Here is a 24,256-nt window from a genome sequence, read left to right as displayed (position 1 = left end):
CGTAACGCGGTCGTCCGCAACGCCCTCGCCTTCAACGGCGCTGCTCCGGTCCTTGAGGGCAGCGAGTATCCGGACCTCGTCGGTGCGTTGAACGTGACCCAGGGCTGGGGCTCCGCTCAGCTGTCGGGTGCCATCGGTCAGCGTAACGTTGCCAGCTTCGCGCCTGGTACCATTGGCAATGTCAACGCCATCCGTGGCGGTGACGAGACCGCTTGGGCCATCCAGGGCGGTCTGAAGTTCAACCTGCCGATGCTCGCCGCTGGCGACGTCCTGTGGTTGCAGGCAGCTTACGCTGAGGGCATGGGCTCCTACCTCGGCTACGGCGGCAACTATGGCTACGGCCGCCTCGGCTCGCTCGCCGCTGCGGACATCGTCATCGACCAGACCACCGGTCGCTCGAAGCTGACCAAGGGCTTCGCCATCACTGCTGGCCTGAAGCACTACTGGACCCCGACCATCCGTTCGGAAGTCTATGGTTCGTACTCCGAGCTCGACATGGGCGCCTCGATCCAGAACGGCCTCTTCACCGTCCAGGGGAACGTCCCGGTCAAGCTTGACCCGAAGGAGTTCATCATCGGCACCAACCTCGTCTGGACCCCGGTTTCGGGTCTCGATATCGGCGTGGAAGTTCTCTACTCCAAGGTTGAGCTGAAGAACCGCATCGGTCAGGTCGACAACTTCGGCCAACGCACCGGCAACCTGCTGATCAAGTCGGACGACGCCCTCACCGGCCGTCTGCGCATCCAGCGCGACTTCTGATCGGTTCTCCGATCCTAGTCGGAAAGCCCCGGGGAAACCCGGGGCTTTTTTCGTTATACGTAATAGTTTGACGTTATACGCTGAGCAATAACGAACGGGATCTGCGCGAGGCGGTGATCAATATCGCGATCCGCTGGTTCGTCGGCTACGGCCTTCACGAGCCACTGCCCGCCCATTCGTGATTGACGCGCATCCTAAACGGCCGAGGGTTTCCGTTAGAACTTTGAACGCACGGTCCAGGCAGGCCGCCGGGATCGCGACCGGAGAAGTAGTCCATCTCCACGCCTCTGTCCGTGCCCATGTCAGTTGGGGTGCGCTCGCCGTCCGTCACGTCGAGCCCGTCGCGGAGGCCAACCTTGACCAACCACTCCGCGGGCCGCAGAAGCTGGCCGTGCCCGATCCAGATGCCAGCCCCCCCACCCTCGCCGGAAGTGACAGTTGCTCTCGCTGCGGCATGCGGCGTAAAACCCGCGGAGTTCTTGATTGCCGCTGAATGGCAGCCTGGATCACGGCAGCATCGGCACAGCTTTGTACTCGATAGATTGAGTTTGCACCGCAACGGAAGCCGTATAGGCCAACATTAATACGGATGAAACTGATGACACCTAGTCAAGCCAGAGCGGCGCGCGCAATGCTTAATCTCGATATGAAAACTGTTTGCAGATTGGCGGCAGTTGGAAAGCGGACGTTGACGGAGTTTGAATCAGGATTTCGCACGATAAGCGACACAACAAAAATCAAAATTAAGGCATTCTATATCTCAAAAGGGATCGAATTTGTAGAAACCGCGGATCATAGCCAAGTAGTAAGCCTCAAGAGTTTCGACGCATACGATTTAGAAAATTTGGATTCAATACGAGATAAAGATGAGTATACCGATCTTTTTGGAGCGCGCGAGATTKACGATGCATTTCGGTCAATAGAGGACACTTTGGATAAATTAAGCCGGGATCTTTTCTTTTCACGAAAACTATTAAATGAAATCATGGCAAATGAAAATATTAATCAAAAGCAATTAGCTTTGATTCTAGAATGTTCGCCCGCATTCATCAGCTCAATAATAGTTGGAGAAAAGCTAATCCCCGCTTCGATGGTTGAAAAATTGCACAGATTCTATCGTAATTCAAAGATCGATATGAAAATCGCAATTACGTGCGAAAAAAATCTAGGTGCGAGTATATTGGCTATTACAAAACTGATTACGGCTGCAAAGAATGAATTGAATGCATTATCTCGCGGCGGAATATAGCGTTCCGGTAATAATTAATAAACCAGCATAGCACGTAACCCCTAGGCTCAGGGCCAACAAAATTGGAATGATCTATGATTCGCAGTCTCTGAAGAGGAGGGGGTGATGGCTGACTTGTTTCTTCTGAGCGAGCGCCAGATCCGGGCTAGCCCCGTCGCTAAGCTCAAGTCTGAAAGCCACCCTTTTCGTGCGACGTCGCTCTATTCGTTGGGGAATACAGCGCAGAAATTCAATGACTTAGTGCCGCTTCCCAAGCTGACGTCTTCGCGAAAATGTTCGCCTCCTCGCCCGGCGAACCTTGAGAACATGCGGGCTACGTGGATGGCTAACCCATTTGCTAAGCCATTGAAATCGGCGACTGTTTGCAGTCCCTTCCGGGACGCCACTAAGCTGTCAAGCGATACCGGATCGGATGTGCTTTCCGACCACTACGCTCTCCCGCTACCGTCTTTCTCTACGAAAAATCAAAAACTTAGAGAAATTCGAGGCGAAACCAGACGCGTTGGGCGACTTGCAACACGTTGCAGATTCCGGCCGATTCCGCCTGTTTTCGAGTGCTGCAGTTAAGTCCATGCAACACGGGTCGCGCGAAGTTTCACATGGCATCAGACATGATTTTGACGATGGCGGCCTGGCGAGCTGGGTCAAGTGGAGCGCCAGCGGCGTCATGACACAAGGCCACATCCCTCAGTGTGCCGTTTGAACCACTGAAAGTGGTCATTCGCGCCGGACCGCCTTATTCCATCGCCTCGCGCTTGGTTGAGAAGGCGCGGCGTCGCCGGGCCTGCCAGTCAGACGAGCGTCGGCGTGACGTTGACGCGGTCCGGTGGCGCGACTACGTGCGGCCAGGCAGGAGACTTCATGTCCAATTTTCCCTTCGCGCCTCTCGCCATTCCCGGTCCTGTGCTGGCCCGGCGGCGACGTTTCGATGACCGCGGCTACATCATGGAAACCTATAGCCGCGAGCCTTTCGACAGGGATCGCGCCGAATTTCATTCAGGACAACCCGTCGCTCTCGTCGCTGGCGCACGAGCGAGCCGTCCGGCAAATTCGGTGCTTGATTCCGCCCGGTTCGCCGCGACCTTTGGCTATCGCGCAAAGCCGTGGCAGGAACCCATGCGCGAGGTCGTGGCCTCGTTGACGGCGCAGAGGGTATCATGAAGGGCATCATTCTCGCGGGTGGCACCGGCACGCGGCTGCACCCGGTGACCTCGGTGGTCTCGAAGCAGTTGCTGCCCGTCTACGACAAGCCGATGATCTACTACCCGCTCTCGACGCTGATGCTTGCGGGTATCCGCGAGATCCTGATCATCACCACCCCCCATGATCAGGCGCTGTTTGCCCGCTTGCTGGGGGACGGGACCCAGTTTGGCCTGAAGCTCAGCTACGCCGTGCAGGCCGAGCCGCGCGGCCTTGCCGACGCCTTCATCGTCGGGCGCGATTTCGTCGGGATCGATCGCGTCGCGTTGGTTCTTGGTGACAACATCTTCTACGGCCATGGCCTGCCTGAGTTGATGGCGGAGGCGATCGCGCGGCCGACGGGGGCGACCGTCTTCGGTTATGCCGTCTCCGATCCGCAGCGTTATGGCGTGGTCGAGATCGACGCGGCGGGCACGGGCATCTCGATCGAGGAGAAGCCGGCCGAACCGAAATCCAATCTCGCGGTGACCGGCCTTTATTTCTACGACAACGATGTGCTCGACATCGCCGCCGGCATCGCGCCGTCGGCGCGCGGCGAGATCGAGATCACCGATATCAACCGCGTCTACATGGCGCGTGGTAAGCTTCGCGTTCAGATCATGGGCCGGGGCTTCGCCTGGCTCGATACCGGCACGCATGAGAGCCTGATGGAAGCCGGACAGTTCATCGAGATCCTGGAGCGGCGCCAGGGCATGAAGATCTCCTGCCCGGAGGAAATCGCCTTCCGTAAGGGGTTCATCACTCGCGATCAGCTGGCCGAACTGGCGAAGCTGACGGGCAAATCGAGCTATGGGCAGTATCTGGCGAAACTGCTCTGATTGCGGGCCTTCCGGCTCATGAAGGTACGGAGATCGGTATGACCTGGTCGGCGCGGCAAGACACGAAATTCGAGGATGAGCGGACCCGCCCCGGTGACGCACACACACACCAGCTACTCCACAGCGCGAAAAGCAGCCCCTCTGGGCGGAGTTAGGCGGGGCGCCGCGGCGAAACTCAATCTCGATACGATCGAAGCGCGGGTGTCGGATGAACTGAAGGGCTACGAGAAATCCGTCCCAGCTTACAGGTTGAAGCATGGGACAGTCCGCTTCAATAAAGGCTACACAGGTTGGCAGGAGCTACTTGAAGTCACCAGTTCCTTCGCAAAGCGGGGCAATGGGCAGTTTCGCAGATGGATGAGACCTGTGCGCGGGTATGCGTAGACAGCGTTCTTGATAACTGATTCCATTGCGCTTTCCAGGACGGAGAGCGGCGATGGCGCTTTTCGATCGGTCAGGAGCAGCTTGGTTTTGCGACCGGATCGCGGGGCTCTTCGTCGCTTGACGAGTTCGACGGGTTGATCGACTGGAAGCCGGTCGCGGTGCTGCTCAGTCCGCTCTATCCGGCGACGAAGGGCGATCCGGCCTGGCCTCCGCTGGCGATGTTCAAGGGGCTGCTGCTGTCGGTCTGGTATGATCTGTCCGATGTGAAGCTGGCCGAAGCGCTCGATGACCGTGCCTCGTTCCGCCACTTCTGCTGGCTCTCGCGCAACGAGGCGACGCGGGACTGTCATGAATTTCGTGTGCGGGCGGCGTGTTGAACATCAGGCCGCCATTGCCCTGGTGAAGCGCTCGCCGAAGATGACGGCAAACTGGGCCTTGGCCATGACCCATTCACGCGACCCCGTCTTCCGCTCCTTTTCGGAGCGGGTCAAGACGAGGAAGAGAAGCTTCATCGCAGCCTCGTCGGTCGGGAAGTGACCTCTTTCCGGCCCGGACTGCGCGGCGCAGTTTCGCGTTCAGGGCCTCGTTGGCGTTCGTTGTGTACAAGATCCGGCGGACGTCGAAATGAAAGGCGTAGAACGGCGCGACCTCGCTCCAGGCGCGCCGCTAACTCTGGGCGATGGCGGGGTATCGGCGTCCCCAAAGGTCGTCCTCGAAGGCGCGTAGTTCCGCCTCGCCGGCTTCGGCATCAACGGCCCGGTAGATCATCTTCAGTGCGGCGGCGACCGGCTTGCGATCCTTATAGGAGACAAAGTCGAGGCCGTGCCGCACCAGGTGAACCACGCAAGCCTGGACCATAGCCTCAGGGAAGACTGCCCGGATCGCGTCGGGGAAACCCTTCAGGCCGTCGACGACGGCGAGCAAAATGTCCTCGACGCCGCGGTTGCGCAGCTCGTTCATGACGCGCAGCCAGAACTTGGCGCCTTCGTTCTGCTCCAGCCAGAGCCCAGGATCTCCTTGGCGCCGTCGGCGCGGACACCCAGCGCAATATGGACGGCCTTGTTGCGGACGATGCCTTCGTCACGGACCTTGCCCCGCAAGGCGTCGAAGACCACCAGCGGATAGACCGGCTCCAGTGGCCGCGCCAGCCAGGTGGCGATCTCCTCCAGCACCACGTCGGTAACGGCGCTGATGAGATCGGGCGAGACCGTTAACCTCCAGCGGCACAAAAAGGCTGCATTCCTACTCCTTAGTGCCACGACTTCGCCACGAGTATTACAAGGGGTCAGTATGGCGAACCTGCTCTGTCGCGCCGGCTTCGCCGGCCTGCTGATGGCTGGCTGCTCGGCCCAATCGGTGCCGACGGTCGAGTCGATCACGAAGCCGACGTTCGCAACGTTCGCCCGGCTGGGGAGTTGGCGGCCTTGGCAATCGGCTCGGGAGAAGCCTCAGCCGGTTCCCATCCCGCTCGCTGGTGCCCCGTCGGAGCCGAGCGAGCCGATGTCGATCACGCCCGCGCAGGAGAACGTTAGGAGGCCGCCCCCCAAGCCCGCGCCCGTCGTAGCAAGCGCATCGAAACCAGTCGCTCCGACTGCGCTCCGCGTGGTGCCCGCAGCGTTGCCGGAAGCTCCGGTTAAAAGCGGGCCATCATTAGTCTCGTGCCACACGCTAAACGAGCCCGGTCAGCGCGTGCGCATGGAATGTATCCCTGTCGACTGACAACCTACGCCCTACCTTCGGGCCAACAGGCCGATCCAATTCACAGGTGGCCATCTCCGCGATCCTGTTGGTCGCTCTAGCAGGCTGTTGAAAAAGTCGGGATCGAGGGTCGATTCTGTCGCTTTTGTGCCTGGTCAGTCAATTTTTCCGAATTGCCCTTATTGAAAACATTGATGTTTTCTAAGCGCCAACGGCTTGCCTGAGCAACTTCCGAAGGCCCAAAACCTATTTCAACATCCTGCTAACGCTGTCGGGGTGGCACTCGGAGCGTTTGGGTAGGGAGTGACAACCGCAGGACCGCGAGCAGGGTGACGACCGCGACACGTACATAGGATAAGCCGGCCACACTCCTGCGCCGCCTTCTCAAAGGCCTCCCTCGGCTCGGCGGAACGCTATCCCACCTGGGACCGAAGTTCGGTGAGATCGAGGGCGGCCTGGAGGACGTCGACGTCACTCGGGAAAAAGCGTGATCCACCGCTCGTCGAATCCGACCGTGAGGCGGCAAAATGCCGATTTCCGACAGAAACTCGCGACCATCGCAATGTCCGGAAATGCGTGGCGCGATTGCTTCCGAGGCTGCAACGAACTCAACCTTGATTATTTTCCGACCGCGTCTCGTCGCTGTTCTCAAACCAGAGAATAGCGGCGCCGAGTCCGGCGATCCACCAACCCTGCCATGCGCCATGACCAACGGTTGCGATCGAAAAGGCGGTAACGAACAACGCGAGTTGCGGCGCCAATTCACGTGCTGGAACATGGCGCAAATGTGCGAGCAGGAGCAGGCCAGTGAGGGCCAGCAATGTTACGCCGATCAGCCCGGTCTCCGCCCAAGCCTGCAGCGGCATGTCATGAGGGTGGCCCACCGCCAGAAGCACTCTTTGCTCCGGCGAGACCTCTGCTGCCACCGGGTGCTCATGCATGCTGGCGGATGTGCCGAACCCAGTCCCCCCAATCGGCCGCGCCTGTGCCACCTCGCCAAAGCTTCTCCAAATATCGATGCGGACCTGACCTGTCATTTTGGGCAAGCGGTCCAGAATCAACGTTGGTAGCCCGCGCTCGGCCGTCACACCTAGGACCGGCGCTAAGGCCATCGTTAGCACAAATGCAAGCCCGATCGCTCCCAGAGCGGCTCGTGGCATGCGCGCCGCCAATACCCAGGAGAGCGCTGCAACAGCAACGCCAAGCTTGGCTGATGAGCTTTGAGAAAGTAGTGCCAGGATGACGACGATGGCCGCAGTCAGKACCGCAAGAAACCGGTCGGGTCCGCGACCAGACGGCATTGTCCAGAGGCGGTGGACGACTGGCACCGCGAGCACGACTGCGACGATCACCGTGCGGTTGAAGACGAAGGCCATCATCTTGCCGGAGCCGAGGGCTGCACGCTGGGACAAACCAGAGGCGAGTTCGATCATCACGAGCGCAGACGTCAGGATGATTGCCAGCGCCAGAGCGCGCAAAAGGATTGGCGTAGGCCGAAATTGTCTGGATGCAGCAATTACGATCGTGAAAGCTATCGGCAGGGCGAGTTCCATCCATAGGGCGATGCTCTGAAATGGACGGTGACTCCAGGCAATCGTGACAAGCGACCAAAGCAGAAAGGCGCTCAACGCGATTCCCAAGGGTGCCCGCAGCATCTCCCGCAGGCTCCGGAAGAGCACGGTCCCACCTACCCCCGCCACGGCGGAGGCAGCGAAACAGAGCGCTGCCAGCCCGAGGAAGAGTGGGGCCGAACGGTTGGCAAACCACATGGCCAACGGCAACGCGACCAGGAGGGTGGTGCCCAGACGGGCAAGTCGCAACGATAGGACTGATTGGTGCGATATTGGATCGCCGGGGATGCCGGAGGCTGTCGGGACGTTCATACCTTGCGCTTATGCGATACTGCTGGAAGCCGCCAGACAGTTTTCGCGGACGCTTCGACAAATCGGAGAACGAAGTCGCGCGGACGCGGGGGCTGATTAAAGCCGAAGCTATCGGCTTGGAACAAGGGCAACCAGCAACCGACGCGATAGCCTGTTGCCCCTGCCGGGACCGACGGCTGCGATGAACTAGGTTGGCCTGCACCATGATCCGTTGAGCCGGGAGATCGTCCTGCGTCCCAGGCTGCCTGCCTTCGCGAGGCACTGGGGTTTTCGCATCCGCGCCTGCGCCCCGTATCGGGCGCGCACGAAGGGCAAGGACGAGCGCGGTGTCGGCTATCCCTGTCGACTGACAACATGCGCCCCAGCTTCGGCCCTCGCCCCCCGCAGAGCGAGAACGCTACCGAGCGGAATAAGGGAATAGCAGTGACGCCAAGGGAGGCGCGGAGCTAACGTAGTCAACCTCAACCCGCTTGGGAGGCCGTTATGTCAACGTTCGAGCGAGCGATCGAAATCGCTGCCCACGCTCATGAAGGTCAAAGGGATAAAGGAGGCGAAATGTACATCGCGCACCCAATGAGGATGATGCTTCGAATGGCACATGCCGGCTTCAGCGAGGAGTATCAGATCGTCGCAGCCCTTCACGATGTGGCCGAGGATTCGGACTGGAACCTCACGCGGTTGGGGGATGAGGGGTTTTCCAATTCAGTGCTCGCGGCGATCGACGCGCTCACACGTCGGCCTGCCGAGAAGTATTTGGACTACGTACATCGAGCCGCCAGCGATCCGATCGCGCGTGAAGTGAAGTGGTTCGACCTTATCGATAATTCTGACCCCGCCCGCTTGGAGCGCATCAGCGACGCGCAGGATCGGGCTCGATTGGAGGCGAAATACAAGTGCGGGCTGGACGCACTTACCGAGCACCACTCGAAATAATGCGCTTCAGCTTCGGCCCAACAGGTCCCTCAAACACCCGGATGGCCGTCTCCGCGATCCTTATGATCGCTCTGGCCCTATGGGATGGCGAGCCGATAGCCATCCCATTTGACTTCATAAGACCTGATGTTGCCCCTCGGGCTTGATCCGGTTTGAAGTTCGTTCTGGCCCATTGAGAGACCAGAACAKGAAGCGCARCMGCTTCTCGGAAGAGCAGATCATCGCGATCTTGAAGGTACAGGAATCCGGGGTCTCGGTCTCCGATCTGTGCCGCAAGCACGGGGTGAGTGATGCCAGTATCTATAAGTGGAAAGCGAAATTTGGCGGGATGGACGTGTCCGAGGCCCGGCGTCTTCGAACGCTGGAGGACGAGAATGCGAAGCTCAAGCGAATGCTGGCCGATGCGATGCTGGGCAACATCGCGCTGAAGGATCTGCTGGGAAGAAGTGGTGATGCCCGCTGCCGAGCGGAAAGCCGTCGCGCATCTCGTGGCGCATCACGCGATGAACCATTTGGTGCAGTTTCGCTCGAATGCAAATTGGCTCACGTAGGTTGAACGATCCGTGAAGCAGAGGCGAACTTGACGATCGAACGCAAAAAGGTCCGCTCCCTCTCCGAGCGACGATCCAAGTTGACTTGGTTGAGTGAGCATCCTTACGAAGAGAGCGAACCCGATCAATCGTCTTTCGCTTAAAGAAACAAAGATCCGACTGGAGGAGAGCAATTGCCGTCTTGGAGAGAATTCTGCTCCACCTTCGTCGTTGCTACTAGCACTATATGCCTGGGCCTTTGGGTCTTCGTCGTGGTTGCAGACCCATACGATACGGGCCGGTTCGCGCTTTTTCCAAGACGCCCGTTGTCCGCCATTTCACCGCGAATGGCCTTCGCCAGCTTAGGGCGCGATGCACGGTTTAACGCCGTCATCATCGGGAACTCTCACATTGCTCCCATTTCACCGGACAGGCTTTCCGAGAGAACAGGCCTAGAGTTCTTGACGCTCACGGCTCCGGGCGGAGGGGCCACACCAATGATGTCCCTGTTGCGATGGTTCGCGGCCCACCGGACGGAGCCTCCTCGAGCTATCGTATTGGGCATTGACGATGCGTGGTGTCAGGCAGACCGACGCTTCATGGAAGGCTCAGCTTTTCCAGGCTGGTTGATAGCTGCTAATGATGTGCATTATCTCGTAAGCCTGTTTCGATATGACAGCGTCGAACAAGCCTTCCAACGCCTGATAAAGCCGGAGAAGAACGCCGCTCGGCCGCCGCACCCCCGGGGCTACTGGAACCTTGAACTTGATTATACATGGACAGAGGGCCGTGTGGCCGCCGAACTAGCGAAGCCATGGGTGCGACTCACAAGCCAATCCGCCACCTACCCGAGCCTTAACTTGCTGCGCGAGACACTTGATGAGGTAGGCGTCGAAGCGTCGACCAGGTTGTTTCTGGTCGTCCCTCCCGTGTGGCGCGCCAAGGCATCCGACGCGGTCACCGACCCCGCGTGCTTGGGGGAAATCCAAGCCTTTGCAGCATCTCGGAGCAACACGATCGTTGTGAACGGCAGAGACGCGAGAGCGTCGACCATGACCCCTGAGAACTTCTTCGACCGGACGCACTATCGCGAACCGATCGCGCGTGAATTGGAAGCCGAGATCCAGGCTTCCATGCGTCCGATGGCTAATCGGTAGCGMAAAACGCAAAGAGGCCCCCCACCCCTTTCGGAGCGGCGGGCCGAGGTTCAGTTCAAAGTTAGGCAATGCCAGCCGCTCGCAGAGCGCTATGGGGCCATCGCCGTTGCGAGCGGCTCTATCCAAAGGTAAGGCTGCCCATTACCTTTCGATAAACTGTCAGGTGGCTATGGCCTATTACATCTCGTCAATCCACTTCCAATGCCTCCAAGAGGTGTGTCTGGCCAGGCGACGGGGGCATGAGGGTCGTTGTGGTGCTCTGGTACTGGCAAACGCAAATCAGGCGGTAGGGCACTGGCGGTCATATGATTACCCCGATTGAGCCGGCCGGGCGCTTAGGTTGCCGGGCTGGAATCTTCAGCCCCTCGCGTCGCCAGATCCGCTCGACCGGTTGTCGTTGACCGCCCAGCCTGCCGTCGACCGCAGCAGCTCGCCGATCTTGCGATAGCCGTAGCATCAATAGCGGCGGGTCAGTTCGACGATGTCGGCGGTGAACAGCTCCTCGTCGTCGCGCGCCCGCGGTATCCGGCGCTGGGCCGAGCGATGGGCCCGAGTACATGGCAGACCCGTCTCTCGTACCCTGCAGGACGAGCCGCACATGCTGCATGCAAGCACGGCGACGCGCGAGGCTTATGGCCGAGGTCCTCACTGTCCTCAAGACGGGATACGCACCCAGGTGAAAAGCCCGAGCATTATCTACAGGGTCGCTGCTCGCACCCTCACGGCACTCCCAGAGAGGGGGCCTACCACTCGGCACCCCACCGTTCCGGGAACGGCGGGTAATCTATTCCCGTCTTGACGGCGTACGCGACGCGCGCCATCTCGGCGGTGAGCGCGGTCATCGCCTTGCGACGGCGGTCGGCATCAGCCGCATGGCCGGCAACGTAACGGCCGAGCTTGTCTCGGAAGCTGTTGTCGCGTTGCCGCGCGGCGACGCGCCGCCATCGAGAAGGTTCGGCGCATACGGGCATTGCCGTACTTTGACAACTTCGTCCGGAACGTGCCGCATTGGCAAGTGGCGAGCTTGAGACCGCAGTACTTCAAAAACCGGCGATAATGGCTGAAGTGCCGCAGATCCGCGGCTTCGGCTAGGATCGTCAGGGCGTAGATAGGTCCGATACCCGGGATCTTCCGCAGCAACTGGTAGTCGCGATGATCGGCCAGGGTGACCTGCGCAATCTCCTCGATCCGGCTGCGCTCCCGGATCAGATCTCGAGCCTGCGCAAATGATCATGCGGTACATCGCGGTCGTCACGGTCCTGCCGGTCACGTCAACCGGCGTCTTCTCCGCCAGCAGCACGAAATGCTGCACGATCTCGTCGCCAGAGACGAACGGGGTAGCGCCCGCGTGTCCTGCCCGCAGCCGCCATAGCGCGACATCAGTTGCGAAAATGCCGCTGCGGAAGGGCAGCTAGAGACGGCTTGTGAACGCAGTATGCTCCGTCTAAGCTCAGTGCCAACAGCAGGAGGATCAATGTCGGCAGAAGCGATCTATGGCGCTGAACTGAGAGACATCCGGGCATGGTGCAAAGAACAGGACTGCTTTTCGTGGACCTCAGCAGAATACCAGCGTGACATCCTGGATTTCATTCTCGATCACAAGAGCAAGGGAGCTTGTGTGGTTGAAGTTGGTTGCTACAAAGGCGGTTTGACCGCACTTCTAGCTCTCGTCTGCAAGAAGGCCGGGCTGCACCTCTACTCCATGGACATCGACAAAAACTCCACTTCACGCGCACGAGGGGTCCTCGATAGCCTTGGTCTAAGTGTACACGCCACAGTCCAGCATGCCACGCTGCCGGAGTTCGCGCGGGCAACCAGGTTGAACGGCAAGCCAGTTCTCTGCATCCTTGACGGAGATCATGCATACTCAGCTGTCCTCCAAGACCTGAAAGCCGTCGAGGACCTGCAGCATCGACCGTTTGCCGTTGCGTTTCATGACTACAGCCTTCGGCATCCAACGACGGACGAAAGGGTTAGTGACGCTATCCGTGATTTTTTCGGCTCGTCGGTATCGCTTAATCTGATTGGCATGCGGATGAATGGCGAAGGCCACGCTACCAAAGAGTCTCCGCAGCCAGACGGCCACTATTGGGAAGTTCCCGGCTCCGAGGGAGCCATCGCGGTCCTAGGTCGCTAAATTTCGTATCGGTCGCTGCGGGGGCGTCCGCCCAGGTGGTCCCACAACGGCCGTTAGGCGATTGGCCAGATCACCTCGACGGCGTTGGAGGCCGCGATGGTTTGCCCACGGATCATCAACGCCCAGGCAATGCGTGCCATCTTGTTGGCGAGCGCGATGATGACGACCTTTGGCGGTCGACGCTCCTGCAGCCCCTGGATCCACGCCTCGCCTGTTGCGGCGCGAACCTTGGCAAAGCGGATTGCATTGCCCGCTCCGACGTAGAGCAGATGCCGGATGTAGCGGTCGCCACGCTTCGAGATCCGCCCGAGCCGATCCTTGCCGCCGCTTGAATGGCTCTTCGGCGTGAGCCCGAGCCAGGCGGCGAACTCACGACCAGTGCCGCACTTCGACGGGTCGGGTACCGTGTTTGCGATCGCCATGGCCGTGACCGGCCCGACACCGGGTATCGACGCGTCGGCGACTGACCTTGTCGGCGCGGTGCAGGGCGACGAGTCGCTCCTCCAGCGCATCGATGCGTCGACAAGCGCTTGCAAGCTCCTTCGACAAGCAACATCAGCACGTCGCGCGCCAGCGGGGGCACCGCTGCCTTGGAGAACACAAGCAAAGAGGTCTCATCCGACCGAGCTCGGCCGCCATGTCTCCACTGGATTGCGCTAGTCGATGCCGGAGAGAAGATAGCCCATCTGAGCGGGCGAGATCGCTACAACGCCATTCGCCGGCGAGGGCCAAAGGAAACGGCCGCGCTCCAGGCGGCGAACATACAGGTTTGCCGCCTGCCCATCGTGCCAGATGATCTTCACCAAATCGCCGCGCCGGCCGCGGAAGCAGAACAGATGCCCGCCCAACGGATCGCGCTTCAGCACCTCCTTCGCCAACACGCGCCAGCGAGGAAAATCCCTTCCTCATGTCGGTGTGGCCCGTCGCCAGCCAAACCTTCATGCCAACAGGAACCGGGATCACCTGAGCGCCTGGAGGCCCCGCGCCAGCTTGAGCACCGCGTCGAAATCGACGCCGCCTTCGACAATGATCCGCCGGCCGGAGGACAAGACGATCTCGGCCCGGGGCGAGCGGTCCAGCACCGATGCTGGACGGCGATCCTGGCTGCCCTCATCCAGCACCCGGGCTGGACATGCCGTCGTAGCTTCTGGCGCGACTGATAGGGCCAGAAAGGTCGCGGGGCCCTGCCGCTCGTCGAGCCGCTCCCGCCATCGATAGATCTGTTGGGTCTGGATGCCGTGGCGCTTCGCTGTCCCAATCACGTTACCGCTCGTCAGCGCCTCCTCCACGACAGCGCGCTTCTCCACCAAGCTCCAGCGGCGGCGCCGGACATAGGTCTCGTCTTCCACTCCGGCTTCTCCAACACTGCTGCCGGCACCGCTGCCGGATCAGAAGCGCGAAAAGCTGGACGTCAGAATGCCCTTTAACGAGGCGGGCTACGCCGGATGCGCACCCTGTTTAGACTGCTACGGCAGCCATCATGCTAGGCCGATGCCGGGTGCAGGGGCCGTCCACCCCATCAACGGCCGCCTGCGCGACGAGTTGCTCAACGCGCCCCTCTTCTCGTCCCTGGCACAGGCACGAACAGCCTTGACCAACCGGCGCGTCGACTACAACACCGCCCGCCCTCACCCCCGGCTTGGCTAGCAGACGCCCGCGGCCTTGGCCTCGACCTTCACCCCGCGCCGTGCCCTGGCGCCCCGCTATGCGAAAAGCAAAGCGCCAGAGCCCGCCGCTTCACCGGCCCGAACGGGCTCCACAGCCGCCGGAAACGAACTCAGCGCTGGAAACTGGGGGCAACGTCAAGCGAAAACCTCAACTCCGCGAAGCTACTCATTAGCCTTGGGTCGGATAAAAAACACCGGCATATTGGAATCCGAGAATTTCTCCACGATTTCAAGTTTATCAGGAACCGGGGAACTCCGAAGATAGGGAAGGTAGCGCCCGTGGCTAGCGGTTTGTACCGCAACGATACTAAAGCCACTGTCGGACAATTTTTGCCATATGTTTGGGGGCAGACTTTTGATCGACTGATACTCATCATCGTTGTTCAGTCGCCCAAGAAGATCAGCATCTAGCCAGTAGGTGTAAAAGCCTAGAACGAAAAGTCGCTTTCCGGCCGGCACTTCTCCATTGATCTTATCAAAAATCAAACAATAATCTGAAATTGCGAGCCCGCACTTCGTTGGCGCGCTCATCACGTACTGGTAGATAATCGACGGCTTGGCGTTCCAAACTCCTGCTGGGGGCTCTGTTGGAGATATCAGAACGACTGCACTTGCCAATGCCCCAAACAGCCCGAGGACCGCACGATTGCAACGGCTCCAAGCGACATATCGCTCCACCCCTATGAAGGGCAGTGGCATGAGCAGGATGAGATTAGGGAGGAAGTATCGCGGCGCGAAGATCGAGGGCTTCACGATCAGCCAACAAACAACGCCAAGCAGCGCGCATAGGCTAACTTGCGTCAATGGACTTTTTAGACCACTCGCCCTGAAAAGCGCGAAACCGATAAACGGCAATGCCATCAGCCAAATCAGGGATACAGAGCCTCCCATTAATGGGTATCTTCCGAGAACCAAGGAAAAAGGAAACGTGCCTACAATCCAAGCGGTATCGAGCGCGGAGAACCACTGAGCTTGGTCGGCCCAGTTCTTCTTCATTCCGAGGAACGGGGCGGCGGCGTTACCGAACAATATCCAGTTCTTAATAAGGTGCGGTAGAAGGCCGAGACCAAATCCCATACCAGCGAGCGTGAGCTCCAATGTGAATGTCTTCAGTCTTTCTTCGTCGAGAGAAACGCGAGAGGTAAGAATAACGAGCGCCACCACCGTCGGAAGCATGCAAATAATGTATGAAAATTTGGAATAGGCCATAATTCCGGTGGCGATCCCGATGAATATTATTCCTTTCTTATTGTTGATTATTATTGGCCATTTCAGAATGAGCGCAATGACAGTTAGAGCCGAGAGTGCCGAAAATAATTCAGTTTTACCGTCGGACAGATAGTCCGTAATGGTGGTGGAAGTGACCAGCGACGCGGCGACCAGAAGCTTAGCGAGGCGTCTTCCACCTAACAAAGCAGTCATCTCCGTCATCAGGAACAAAATGCTGACACCTGTCGCCCAGGCGAGAATCTTTGACGCCGTGGGGAATCCAATCGCCATGACTGCCGCAAAATGCATTTCGCCTGAAAGGCCAACAGCAGAGAAGTCGTGATAGGTAAAACCCATCGCTTCCAGCCGCCCGGCCGCCGCGATAACCTTCGCGTATGTCATGTAAAAAGCATCGGCGTCACCAAACGGCGGACGATAGAATGCCAGAACAGCGTGCCACAGTAACAAACAGGAAACTGCGGCGGCAGAAACCCAAAAGAGCGCTGACCGCAGGCTGAGAGTTGAACTGTAGGAGGGCCATCTTACATGCCGGAGGCGAGAGATGGCGTATAGTGCCAGAGGTACGATGATCGCCCAGACGACAGCGGGGATGAGGAGCCCTGCCAGAGCGACAAGGATCCATCCAGCCGACAACAGCGTAGACCCTATCCCGAATTGCAATGCAGGACTGCTGCGGCCAGAATCGTCAAAGAAAATCCGTAGGCATACGGCGCCGAGTCCAACACAAGCCGCCGCATATAGTGCTGTGACGAGAATGATCGTCATATCACGTCCTGGCTGGGCAGCAATGGGCGCGTGTTGAGCGGCAGAAGGACGCTGGGCGACATTCTATCGATCAAGAACAAGAACGCGCAAACAAGTAGCCACAGAAGCAGCAATGCCGTCGCGACATCGAGGCCGAAGATACGCTTAGGCATTGTTCTTCAGGTTGCTGGAGCGTTCGATACTCTCGATGCGCTCCTTAAGCAGTGCGTGCTCTTGCGTTACGTCTTTGAGTTTTGTCGACAAGAGCGAAATTCGGCTCAGGCTTTCGAGCATCAAAAAGATGACCCAAAGAATACCGATTAAAAATAGACTATAGGGGGCTCCATCATCTCCTAGCACCGATCTTGTAAAGGAACGAAGGCTGCCAATCCCCATGACGAGCATCAACAGAAGTTCCGTGGCGATCCATGTTATGGCTAGATGCGCGGAAATCCGCCCGGACCTAACAAGGTAGATTGTGTAAGCGAAAACGAGAAACAGGAGCGTGAAGCCGAGGATTGCCGGACTGGCGGGGCTGCTCATTTGCCTTTACTCGCGAAGATAATGCCCACAAAGCCGACAATGACTCTTAATGGATAGAGCGCCGATCGAGTGAAGTTGAACAGGGACGCTCCGTGCGCGCGCCCTCGCATCTTTATCGGTACTTCGCCTATTCGAAATCCATGGCGATGGAGAACCAGCAGAGCCTCTGCCTCGGGATGGTCCACGGGGTACGACCGTGCGAAAAACGCAAAAGCCGAGCGATTGAGGGCCCGGAAGCCGGATGTTGTGTCGTGGATCTTGAGGCCTGTCGCTAGCCTGAGGATTGCAGTCGAGAAATGCATCCCCGCGCGGCGCGCCAGCGGCGTACGGTAGTCGCGGTCTGGTGCATCCGGCAAGTAGCGAGAGCCAATGACACAGTCAGCACGACCATCAAGGATCGGCTTTATCACTGTTTCTATCCAGTGGGGGTCGTGTTGGCCGTCCCCGTCGATCTGAACAACGATGTCGAAGTTGTTTGCGATAGCGTATTTGAAGCCCGTTTGAACGGCGCCGCCAATGCCAAGATTTGCCGGAAGGTCCAGTACAGGTACTCCTTTCCTTCGGGCGCATTCGGCTGTTTTATCATGCGAGCAATCGTTCACTACAACGACCGTCCTGCCCAGATACAGCAAGGCGTCCAGAAGCGAAGGGAGGTTCTTCTCTTCATTGAATGCCGGAATAATTATCAAGACCTTCGGCGTCGCCTGGGTGTTGTTCATTGGAAGCTTGTGCCGTTGTTGGATGGGGTTGTATTTTTTGCGAGCTGCCGAACGTCACCGATTTGGCGCGCGGGGCTTCCGGCGACAATCGCGTAGGGCGGGACGTCCTTCGTTACAACGGCTCCAGCTCCAACTATCGAGCATTTCCCAACAGTGACTGATGGCAGCACCACCGCGTTGACCCCGATGTAGCAACCCTCATCCAGCGTTACATTGCCAAGGATGTACTCGGTCCCTGCGATGGCCTGAACGGGGCGAGTGAAGGTGGTGTGGGCAATAATCTTCGCACCGCGCGTGATGTAAACGTGGTTGCGTATACTTACATACTCCGGAAACGTGCTATCAATAAGCACGTTTGGCGCGATGTAAACAGTGGCGTAGTCGTCGAATTTTACACCTCGCCACTTGTGAATACGGGCGGAGAGCGAAGGCGGAAAGATCGTGACATAGGCGAGGTAGCTTAGAAGGCCTTTCCAAATAAAAGCGCTGTTCCTAAAATATTTCCCAATCGGCTCTCCGCCAATCTGTTTAATCATAACCGCCTCTGCCTCCCGGTCCCAATCCGAACTATCTCAAGACAAGTGTCTGTAGGGGGCCGGTGTCGTCCGAGATTTGGAACAGGTGGCTCTGAAACAGCTTTCGACTGGCGACATTGTTGTTCTTTACGTTCGCGACGACGTCTGATTTGGGATGGCGTAAACGAAGATTCTGAAGCGCCTGCCCGAGAAGCTGTGAGCCCATCCCGCGCGAGCGCGCTTCCGGAGCCATCGTAATGCTCACGAGAAAGCCGTCCTGGTTTTCGAGCGGATCAAATCGGACCCAGCCTACGGCGTGGCCGCCGACGGTTCCAACGAAGGCCAACCTCTGCTCATCCGAAAGGAGACGTGCGAACCAGGCCGAATGCTGCTCTGCGCCGACAGGCTCCGTGTTCAGCGACATTGCTCGGGTAGCGTCGTCGTTGCGCCACCTCAGGATTTCGTCGCTGTCTTCTGCCATCGCGGGGCGAATGTTCACCTTAGAGCCTTGCTCGCGACCGGTAGGCATTGGTAACCTTCCGGATGGCCGTGACGACGTCATCCACGTCCTGCCCGGTCATGGCTGGAAAAATAGGCAGGCTCAGCGTCCGCTCGTACTCCATCTCTGCGACTTTCCATTCACCGCGCCGGTAGCCAAGAGACTGATAATAGCTCATCCACGGGATGGGAATGTAGTGAACGTTCACGCCAATACGCTCAGCGCGCATCGCCGAGAAAAATTCCTTTCTTCCGACGCTTAACTTTTCGAGGTTCAATCGTACGACGTACAAATGCCATGCGGACGAACATCCCGACCGTTCGGTCGGAATCTCAATCGTATCCAGGTCACCAAGCGCACGCGCATAGGTGGCTGCGATTTCCTTGCGACGTTCGAGCCAGAGCGGGAGCTTTTGCATCTGGGCGATGCCCAAGGCGCAGTTGATATCGGGGATCCTGTAATTGTATCCCAGCGTAACGACATCGTAGGCCCAGCTCTGCTCACGATGCCGCGTGTGAAGGTCCAGGTCGATTCCGTGATGTCGAAACGAGCGCAGCCGGTTATCGATCGCACTGTCGTCGGTCAGCACCATGCCGCCTTCACCGGTCGTTATGTGCTTGACGGGATGAAAGCTCAGTGCAGTCAGATCCTGCAGCGTTCCAACCTTTCGGCCCTTGTAGGTTGCTCCAAGAGAGTGAGCCGCATCAGAAACGACGGCGAGGTTGTGCTTCCGTGCTATGTCGCGAATGGCATCATGATCGCAGGGATGGCCGGCGAAATCGACAGCGACAATGGCCTTCGTTCTTGGCGTTATTTTCTTGAGTATTTCGTCGGGGCAAACGTTCAAAGTGTCGCGTTGAAGGTCAGCGAATACGGGCGTCGCGCCCATGTAGAGGACACAATTAGAGGTTGCAACAAAGGAGATCGCAGGGACGATCACTTCGTCACCCGGGGCGATAGCCAGGGAATGCAGCGCGGCATGCAGCGCAGCCGTCCCCGTGGAAACCGCCACGCCATGCTTCGCGCCCGAGAAGGTCGCGATACAATCTTCAAAGGCCTTGACGTATGGTCCAGTCGTCAGCCAGTCACCGCGTAGAACGGCATCGACCGCGCTCCTGTCTTCGTCATCGATCGACTGCCTGCCATACGGCAGAACAGTGTCCCGAACCGGCGCTCCGCCCATGATTGCGAGCTGGCTTTCAGCTTCAGATCGAGAAGACACATCCATATTTGTCACCGCGGCAGCCTTCACAGGGAGTGCTTGTTCCAAGGAGAGCGAGGGTCACGGCCTCGCCTTCAAATAGACCCAGAGTCCAACTGCCAGGAACAAGCCGAAATTGCAAACCTGCAGGAGTGTGCCGTAAGCCAGGGCTTCGGAACGAGCAAGGCCGAATTCATGGAGGGCTGCCATCGCCGCAACTTGATAGACCCCTAGATAGCCCGGTGTGGATGGCAGTGCGGAGGCCACCGCGAGACAGATCAAGGTGAGGAGCGCCGCGGCCAACGGTAACGCCCAACCGAATGCCCAAAGTAGCACCCAGCAGGCCAGGACATCTAGGAGACTGATCACGCATTGGAGCCCGCCTAGGACAGCTAAAATGCGCCAACTACGTAACGTTTGAAGTCCGGAGACCGCTTCGCCCAACCATCTCGCTACGCGCGATCGGATTACTCCTTGTCTATCGGGCCGCTCACCCAAGTGAAACCATCGATGTCCGCCAAGCACAAAAATGGCGATTGCAGTGCAGGCGAGAAAAAGAAGTCCGCCCATCAGAATAAATAAATGTCCGATCGCTTGACTTGAAACAAAGATCACAAGCCCAACGCCAATCAGGGCACAGACGGCAACTGCATCGATCAGGCGATCGACGATCGAGCTTCCAACCGCTAGACCCGTTGAAGCTTTGGCTAGGCGCTGGAGATGAATCACTCGCATGACCTCCCCAGCACGAGCGGGGAAAATTGCGGTGCCTGCGTAGCCGACGCACGAAGCTTGCCATACGGCGAGCCAATCGCGGCGCGGAAGGCCCGTAATCATGTGCCAGCGCCATGCGCGAAGAACCATGGTCAGCAAAAGTGCCAGAATGAATACGGCCATCCACGAGAGATCGACAGCGGCAAGGGCGTTCGCAAATGTTGGCCAATCCAAATGGGCTACTGAATAGCAGATAAAAACGAGCGAGATCGCAAATCCCGCCATGACGGTGATATTTCGACGTAACACGACGGTTTTCATAAGGGTGACTTCATTGCATCTCGGCGCTCATTTCGCAGATGCGGTTTTACAGCATGTTAGTGATGCAACAAGAAGGGCGGAAATTTAAACGGGAAGTAGTTGGGACGAGATAGCGGCCGCTAATCGGTAATCAGCTTAAATAGGGGCAGATCGCCGCTCCTCCGTGCGGGGGTGTAACGGATTAAGTCCAATAGCCGCAGCCGATTAGTACGCACACAGTGAGAACCGCGTCCTGACATGTGAGAGTGCGGGGCGCACCGGAAAGACCGACTTGAATCCCTGATAATTTTGGAGCGCCTCGATGCCAGTGAAGGCAAGGATCTCGGCATCGTCGATGTCGTGGATCCAGAGCATACCCTCCTCGGCTTGAGCTGATCGGACAGGCCCCACAGCAGGCCTTCGTCGCGGTTCAGAATCTGAGCGGCACGCCGAAGCGTGAAGACGTGAGAGATTGCGGCTACGGCTCAGGCGCCGCCTTCGGAACCGGCGTCTTCCACCCCCATGGCTGGCAGCAGTTCAGAAAGCTGGTTCCGCGGCGTGTCGGCGATACGGGCGAGGACATCGCCAAGCTACGCCCACGGAACGACGTCGTTGAGCTTGGCCTTCATGATCAGCGTGATCATCGCCGAGGCGGGGCTGCTACACGATCGGAGCCGGCGAAGCGTCATGATTTTCTGCCGTGGGCAAAACCACGAAGGGGCGCGCTCCTCCGCACAGTTGATCGAGCAGGCCCTGCCGTCCTCGGGGAATCGGGCGATGTAATTCCAACGCCTGAACATGCAGTCGATCGGCTTGGCGACCGAGATGGAGCGGGACAAACGCGATCGCTCGTCGCGTAGCTAGGCCTGCGGTTCGGCCACGAGAGGCGCGCGTTGTTCCTGCCGGGCGTGGCGACGCTAGGCGGCGTTCCGACCGTTAATGGCGTTCTCGATAGTTAACAGCGCGTCGATTTTCCGCCGAGGGCTGAGTGAGGTCGGCTGCAATTGTAGTCGTTTGCCCATGGCCCGATGGCAGCGTGGCGCTCGGCGGAGCTCCGATAAGGCCTGGCATAGGCCTGGCATAGGCCCATTCGCGCTGGCTGGTCTGGATGAAGCGCTCGGCCTTGCCGTTGGTTCGCGAGTGCAGGGCTGGGTGCGGAGATGGCGGGCGCCGGCTTTTGCGAGGGCCGTGGCAAAGAGCTTCAAACGATAGGCGGAGCCATCGTCGGTCATCACGCGTTCGACCGTGACGCCGAGACGGCCGAACCAGGCAAGCGCGCGTTCGAGGAAGGCCGTGGCGTCCTCCCCGCCGAGGCTTGGCAGCACTTCGACAAAGGCCATCCGGGCGCCTGCGGTCAAAAAGTTGGAGCTTCGCACCCCCAGCCTCTCAGTCCTACCCCGGATGAACAACCTTCATAGCTTCGACAGCTAGCCGATCAACTAACGGCAACAGGCGTCGTTACAGAAGCGCTTTGAGTGACGTTCTCAAGAATCTCTCGCCGCCAAAGCTCTGTGATCATTAGCAGCCAGACATGCGACCAGGGTCGACGGCCGCTTAGAAAATCCGCGCGCAGACGCGAGACGACCGTCGGATCGAAAAGCCCTGCGCTCGCCACAGATTGCGGCGATAGGGCATCATCCATGATCCCCCTGAGCGGTCCCTTCAACCAATCGGCATAGGGTAAAGCGAAACCCTTCTTCGAGCGTCGTTCAAAGAACCAGTCGGGGAGGTGGCGCTTGGCGACATCACAGACGACACGCTTTACGCCGCTGTCGTTGTAGCTTGCACCATATTCGAGCGTTCTCGAGGTCACTGCAAGCTTCGCGCTGGTCGGCAGAGAAAGGGCGTGATCGACGACAACCGGATCCAGGAAGGGAACGCGAACTTCGAGCGAATGCGCCATCGCGCAGCAATCAATGTCGCGAAGAAGCTGGTTGCGAGTGTAGCCGTTTAGGCACAGCACACTCGCGCGATCCAGCGGCTCGGCCCCACGCAGTTCGTCATTGACGATAAAGTCTTCGGCAAACGTAGTGAACGCACTGCCCGCACGCCTTTCCGGTGCCAGGAGCTTATCGGCGAGATCGGGCCCATAGCAATGATAGAGGCCCCCCATAGCATTGCAGATGTCAGGGCCGGGATCCTTGTTTGGTACAATCCCGCGGTGACGGCCCATCAGCCGCCGGAACAGGCTCATTGGGCCGGGTGGTGCCACAGGAAAGTCGCGAGCAATTGCCCCGAACCAGGGATAGCCGAGAAAAACCTCATCGCCCCCTGTGCCCGAAAGAGAGACCGTAACGCTCTGGGCCGCGGCATGAGAGACAAAATAGGAGTTCAGCCCATCGACGGAGGGTTGGTCGATACCGCGCACGAACCGGCTGAGGTGCTGCTCCATGTCGGCGCTAGTGACGACGACCCGGCTATGATCCGTTTCCAGCAACGACGCGATTTCGGCCGCCTCGTGGGTCTCATCGTGGGCATCAGCTCCGGCCTCGAAACCGACCGAGAAGGTCTTGATATGTGCTCCGCTAATGCGCGACATCAGCGCGACGACCAGCGATGAATCCACCCCTCCCGACAGGAAGGCGCCGACGGGCACGTCGGCAACCATCTGCAACTTGATCGCCTCGCCGATCACCCCGTGCAGAACCTCTAGCTGTTCGGCATAGGGGCGCTGGCGCAGCCCCTTCACACGATCAAGATCATACGACCAGTAGCGCTCGATCCGGGTGCCATTGCGGTCCACGATCATCCGATGGGCCGAGGGCAATGCACTCACGCCCTCGATCAGGGTCCGCGGCTGGTAGACAGAGCCAAGATTAAGCAGCTGACGCAGGCTTGCATTGTCGACCTGCCCCTCAATAAGACCAGATGCGAGAATTCCCTTCAACTCGGACGCGAAGACGATGGCGTCGCCCCGTCTGGCGTAGAGGAGCGGCTTGATGCCGAAATGGTCGCGAGCGAGTAGGAGCCGCTCACGCCCCGGGCCACCACGTGTGTCATAGATCGCAAAGGCGAAAATCCCGCGAAGCCGGGTCACACAGTCGTCACCATAGGTCTCGTAAAGCGCGAGGAGCACCTCTGTATCCGAATGACTCGTGAAGCGGTGGCCACGCTCCTCGAGCATGGCCCGCTCCTCGCGAAAATTGTAGATTTCCCCGTTAAAGACAAGCTGGATAGCGCCGCCTGCGGCAGGCATCGGCTGATGCCCCGCAGCCGAGGTGTCGATGACAGCAAGCCGCCGTTGACCGAGAGCGACCAGATGATCAGAGAAGATCCCCTCGTCGTCAGGCCCGCGGTGCCGCATAGCCTCCAGCATCATGCCTACTGCGGCGGCATTAGCGCGCCCGTAGATTCCCGCGATCCCACACATGCGCGC

General features: G+C 58.9%; 23 protein-coding genes and 5 pseudogenes. 11 read left to right on the top strand and 17 right to left on the bottom strand.

Going from position 1 to position 24,256, the window contains the following annotated elements; translation table 11 throughout:
• The 5 genes from AC1DGP_RS32270 to AC1DGP_RS32250 form a co-directional block, all read left to right on the top strand.
• A partial coding sequence (locus AC1DGP_RS32270; protein ID WP_476833066.1) for a porin occupies positions 1 to 759 on the top strand: 759 nt, incomplete at its 5' end.
• A 598-nt stretch (positions 760 to 1,357) separates the two neighbouring features.
• Positions 1,358 to 2,008, top strand: a complete 651-nt coding sequence (locus AC1DGP_RS32265) for a hypothetical protein (protein WP_476833065.1) — start codon at positions 1,358 to 1,360, stop codon at positions 2,006 to 2,008.
• Positions 2,009 to 2,869: 861 nt separating this feature from the next.
• The gene (locus AC1DGP_RS32260; protein WP_476833064.1) at positions 2,870 to 3,169 is read left to right on the top strand and encodes a hypothetical protein; all 300 of its coding nucleotides are present in this window, start codon (positions 2,870 to 2,872) and stop codon (positions 3,167 to 3,169) included.
• On the top strand, positions 3,166 to 4,026 hold the full coding sequence (gene rfbA / locus AC1DGP_RS32255) for a glucose-1-phosphate thymidylyltransferase RfbA (RefSeq protein WP_476833063.1): 861 nt from the start codon (positions 3,166 to 3,168) through the stop codon (positions 4,024 to 4,026). Before AC1DGP_RS32260 ends, rfbA begins: the two co-directional genes overlap by 4 nt.
• A gap of 449 nt (positions 4,027 to 4,475) precedes the next feature.
• Positions 4,476 to 4,787 carry a transposase gene (locus AC1DGP_RS32250; protein ID WP_476833068.1) on the top strand — a complete coding sequence of 104 codons (312 nt, stop codon included), beginning with the start codon at positions 4,476 to 4,478 and terminating at the stop codon, positions 4,785 to 4,787.
• 3 nt (positions 4,788 to 4,790) lie between these two features.
• Here the strand turns inward: AC1DGP_RS32250 and AC1DGP_RS32245 are convergent.
• Together AC1DGP_RS32245 and AC1DGP_RS32240 are read right to left on the bottom strand one after the other, a co-directional pair.
• Positions 4,791 to 5,624, bottom strand: a pseudogene (locus AC1DGP_RS32245) (IS256 family transposase); the annotation flags it as partial.
• A 1,092-nt stretch (positions 5,625 to 6,716) separates the two neighbouring features.
• Positions 6,717 to 7,736, bottom strand: a complete 1,020-nt coding sequence (locus tag AC1DGP_RS32240) for an O-antigen ligase family protein (RefSeq protein WP_476833062.1) — start codon at positions 7,734 to 7,736, stop codon at positions 6,717 to 6,719.
• Between the two features lie 454 nt (positions 7,737 to 8,190).
• Here AC1DGP_RS32240 and AC1DGP_RS32235 point away from each other — a divergent pair.
• The 4 genes and pseudogenes from AC1DGP_RS32235 to AC1DGP_RS32220 all read left to right on the top strand — a co-directional run.
• Positions 8,191 to 8,328, top strand: a pseudogene (locus AC1DGP_RS32235) (IS21 family transposase); the annotation flags it as partial.
• Between the two features lie 146 nt (positions 8,329 to 8,474).
• Positions 8,475 to 8,924 carry an HD domain-containing protein gene (locus AC1DGP_RS32230; RefSeq protein ID WP_476833061.1) on the top strand — a complete coding sequence of 150 codons (450 nt, stop codon included), beginning with the start codon at positions 8,475 to 8,477 and terminating at the stop codon, positions 8,922 to 8,924.
• Positions 8,925 to 9,096: 172 nt separating this feature from the next.
• Positions 9,097 to 9,433: pseudogene (locus AC1DGP_RS32225) on the top strand (transposase); the annotation flags it as partial.
• 620 nt (positions 9,434 to 10,053) lie between these two features.
• Positions 10,054 to 10,611, top strand: a complete 558-nt coding sequence (locus AC1DGP_RS32220; protein ID WP_476833060.1) for a hypothetical protein — start codon at positions 10,054 to 10,056, stop codon at positions 10,609 to 10,611.
• A gap of 331 nt (positions 10,612 to 10,942) precedes the next feature.
• On the opposite strand, the pseudogene AC1DGP_RS32215 reads toward AC1DGP_RS32220, so the two are convergent.
• Positions 10,943 to 11,242: pseudogene (locus AC1DGP_RS32215) on the bottom strand (IS3 family transposase); the annotation flags it as partial.
• A 102-nt stretch (positions 11,243 to 11,344) separates the two neighbouring features.
• Positions 11,345 to 11,832, bottom strand: a pseudogene (locus AC1DGP_RS32210) (transposase); the annotation flags it as partial.
• A gap of 253 nt (positions 11,833 to 12,085) precedes the next feature.
• On the opposite strand from AC1DGP_RS32210, the gene AC1DGP_RS32205 reads away from it, so the two are divergent.
• The gene (locus AC1DGP_RS32205; protein WP_476833059.1) at positions 12,086 to 12,748 is read left to right on the top strand and encodes a class I SAM-dependent methyltransferase; all 663 of its coding nucleotides are present in this window, start codon (positions 12,086 to 12,088) and stop codon (positions 12,746 to 12,748) included.
• A gap of 53 nt (positions 12,749 to 12,801) precedes the next feature.
• Here the strand turns inward: AC1DGP_RS32205 and AC1DGP_RS32200 are convergent, their stop codons facing one another.
• The 3 genes from AC1DGP_RS32200 to AC1DGP_RS32190 all read right to left on the bottom strand — a co-directional run bounded on the left by AC1DGP_RS32200 (position 12,802) and on the right by AC1DGP_RS32190 (position 14,097).
• Positions 12,802 to 13,260 carry a transposase gene (locus AC1DGP_RS32200; protein WP_476833058.1) on the bottom strand — a complete coding sequence of 153 codons (459 nt, stop codon included), beginning with the start codon at positions 13,258 to 13,260 and terminating at the stop codon, positions 12,802 to 12,804.
• A 144-nt stretch (positions 13,261 to 13,404) separates the two neighbouring features.
• Entirely contained in the window at positions 13,405 to 13,614 is a 210-nt protein-coding gene (gene tnpB / locus AC1DGP_RS32195; RefSeq protein WP_476833057.1) for an IS66 family insertion sequence element accessory protein TnpB, read from the bottom strand.
• Positions 13,615 to 13,707: 93 nt separating this feature from the next.
• A complete protein-coding gene (locus tag AC1DGP_RS32190) occupies positions 13,708 to 14,097 on the bottom strand; it encodes a transposase (RefSeq protein ID WP_476833056.1) in 390 nt (129 codons plus the stop codon).
• A gap of 142 nt (positions 14,098 to 14,239) precedes the next feature.
• Here AC1DGP_RS32190 and AC1DGP_RS32185 point away from each other — a divergent pair, with 142 nt between their 5' ends.
• Complete coding sequence (locus AC1DGP_RS32185) at positions 14,240 to 14,395, top strand: integrase core domain-containing protein (protein ID WP_476833055.1); 156 nt, start codon at positions 14,240 to 14,242, stop codon at positions 14,393 to 14,395.
• Between the two features lie 182 nt (positions 14,396 to 14,577).
• Here AC1DGP_RS32185 and AC1DGP_RS32180 read toward each other — a convergent pair whose 3' ends face one another.
• The 10 genes from AC1DGP_RS32180 to asnB form a co-directional block, all read right to left on the bottom strand.
• The gene (locus AC1DGP_RS32180; RefSeq protein WP_476833054.1) at positions 14,578 to 16,410 is read right to left on the bottom strand and encodes a hypothetical protein; all 1,833 of its coding nucleotides are present in this window, start codon (positions 16,408 to 16,410) and stop codon (positions 14,578 to 14,580) included.
• 144 nt (positions 16,411 to 16,554) lie between these two features.
• Entirely contained in the window at positions 16,555 to 16,932 is a 378-nt protein-coding gene (locus tag AC1DGP_RS32175; RefSeq protein ID WP_476833053.1) for a DUF2304 domain-containing protein, read from the bottom strand.
• Positions 16,929 to 17,651 (bottom strand): glycosyltransferase family 2 protein, encoded by a 723-nt coding sequence (locus tag AC1DGP_RS32170; RefSeq protein WP_476833052.1) that lies wholly within the window; start codon positions 17,649 to 17,651, stop codon positions 16,929 to 16,931. The genes AC1DGP_RS32175 and AC1DGP_RS32170 overlap by 4 nt, the downstream gene beginning before the upstream one ends.
• Positions 17,648 to 18,187: an acyltransferase gene (locus AC1DGP_RS32165; protein WP_476833051.1), complete on the bottom strand. Its 540-nt coding sequence runs from the start codon at positions 18,185 to 18,187 to the stop codon at positions 17,648 to 17,650. The genes AC1DGP_RS32170 and AC1DGP_RS32165 overlap by 4 nt, the downstream gene beginning before the upstream one ends.
• A gap of 31 nt (positions 18,188 to 18,218) precedes the next feature.
• Entirely contained in the window at positions 18,219 to 18,665 is a 447-nt protein-coding gene (locus AC1DGP_RS32160) for an N-acetyltransferase family protein (protein WP_476833050.1), read from the bottom strand.
• Position 18,666: 1 nt separating this feature from the next.
• Positions 18,667 to 19,893, bottom strand: coding sequence for a UDP-4-amino-4,6-dideoxy-N-acetyl-beta-L-altrosamine transaminase (gene pseC, locus AC1DGP_RS32155; RefSeq protein ID WP_476833049.1), 1,227 nt, complete (start codon positions 19,891 to 19,893; stop codon positions 18,667 to 18,669).
• 54 nt (positions 19,894 to 19,947) lie between these two features.
• Positions 19,948 to 20,901, bottom strand: a complete 954-nt coding sequence (locus AC1DGP_RS32150; protein WP_476833048.1) for a lysylphosphatidylglycerol synthase transmembrane domain-containing protein — start codon at positions 20,899 to 20,901, stop codon at positions 19,948 to 19,950.
• 569 nt (positions 20,902 to 21,470) lie between these two features.
• Positions 21,471 to 21,719, bottom strand: coding sequence for a hypothetical protein (locus tag AC1DGP_RS32145; protein ID WP_476833047.1), 249 nt, complete (start codon positions 21,717 to 21,719; stop codon positions 21,471 to 21,473).
• Positions 21,720 to 21,835: 116 nt separating this feature from the next.
• Entirely contained in the window at positions 21,836 to 21,970 is a 135-nt protein-coding gene (locus AC1DGP_RS32140; protein WP_476833046.1) for an integrase core domain-containing protein, read from the bottom strand.
• Positions 21,971 to 22,315: 345 nt separating this feature from the next.
• Positions 22,316 to 24,250, bottom strand: coding sequence for an asparagine synthase (glutamine-hydrolyzing) (gene asnB / locus AC1DGP_RS32135; RefSeq protein WP_476833045.1), 1,935 nt, complete (start codon positions 24,248 to 24,250; stop codon positions 22,316 to 22,318).
• Positions 24,251 to 24,256 lie beyond the last annotated feature (6 nt).

The sequence above is a fragment of the Allobosea sp. 05T433 genome (genome assembly GCF_056396065.1).
The sequence above is the reverse complement of the archived record's forward strand: the minus strand, read 5'-3'. Positions and strand labels throughout refer to the sequence as shown.

Excerpts from the sequence above, each read along its gene's own strand:
- AC1DGP_RS32260 (WP_476833064.1), top strand. The coding sequence starts at position 2,870 with ATGTCCAATTTTCCCTTCGCGCCTCTCGCCATTCCCGGTCCTGTGCTG.
- rfbA (WP_476833063.1), top strand. The coding sequence starts at position 3,166 with ATGAAGGGCATCATTCTCGCGGGTGGCACCGGCACGCGGCTGCACCCG.
- AC1DGP_RS32230 (WP_476833061.1), top strand. The coding sequence starts at position 8,475 with ATGTCAACGTTCGAGCGAGCGATCGAAATCGCTGCCCACGCTCATGAA.
- AC1DGP_RS32220 (WP_476833060.1), top strand. The coding sequence starts at position 10,054 with ATGGAAGGCTCAGCTTTTCCAGGCTGGTTGATAGCTGCTAATGATGTG.
- AC1DGP_RS32205 (WP_476833059.1), top strand. The coding sequence starts at position 12,086 with ATGTCGGCAGAAGCGATCTATGGCGCTGAACTGAGAGACATCCGGGCA.
- AC1DGP_RS32200 (WP_476833058.1), bottom strand. The coding sequence starts at position 13,260 with ATGCGCTGGAGGAGCGACTCGTCGCCCTGCACCGCGCCGACAAGGTCA.
- AC1DGP_RS32185 (WP_476833055.1), top strand. The coding sequence starts at position 14,240 with ATGCCGGGTGCAGGGGCCGTCCACCCCATCAACGGCCGCCTGCGCGAC.
- AC1DGP_RS32180 (WP_476833054.1), bottom strand. The coding sequence starts at position 16,410 with ATGACGATCATTCTCGTCACAGCACTATATGCGGCGGCTTGTGTTGGA.
- AC1DGP_RS32175 (WP_476833053.1), bottom strand. The coding sequence starts at position 16,932 with ATGAGCAGCCCCGCCAGTCCGGCAATCCTCGGCTTCACGCTCCTGTTT.
- AC1DGP_RS32170 (WP_476833052.1), bottom strand. The coding sequence starts at position 17,651 with ATGAACAACACCCAGGCGACGCCGAAGGTCTTGATAATTATTCCGGCA.
- AC1DGP_RS32165 (WP_476833051.1), bottom strand. The coding sequence starts at position 18,187 with ATGATTAAACAGATTGGCGGAGAGCCGATTGGGAAATATTTTAGGAAC.
- pseC (WP_476833049.1), bottom strand. The coding sequence starts at position 19,893 with ATGGATGTGTCTTCTCGATCTGAAGCTGAAAGCCAGCTCGCAATCATG.
- AC1DGP_RS32150 (WP_476833048.1), bottom strand. The coding sequence starts at position 20,901 with ATGAAAACCGTCGTGTTACGTCGAAATATCACCGTCATGGCGGGATTT.
- AC1DGP_RS32140 (WP_476833046.1), bottom strand. The coding sequence starts at position 21,970 with ATGGGCCTATGCCAGGCCTATGCCAGGCCTTATCGGAGCTCCGCCGAG.
- asnB (WP_476833045.1), bottom strand. The coding sequence starts at position 24,250 with ATGTGTGGGATCGCGGGAATCTACGGGCGCGCTAATGCCGCCGCAGTA.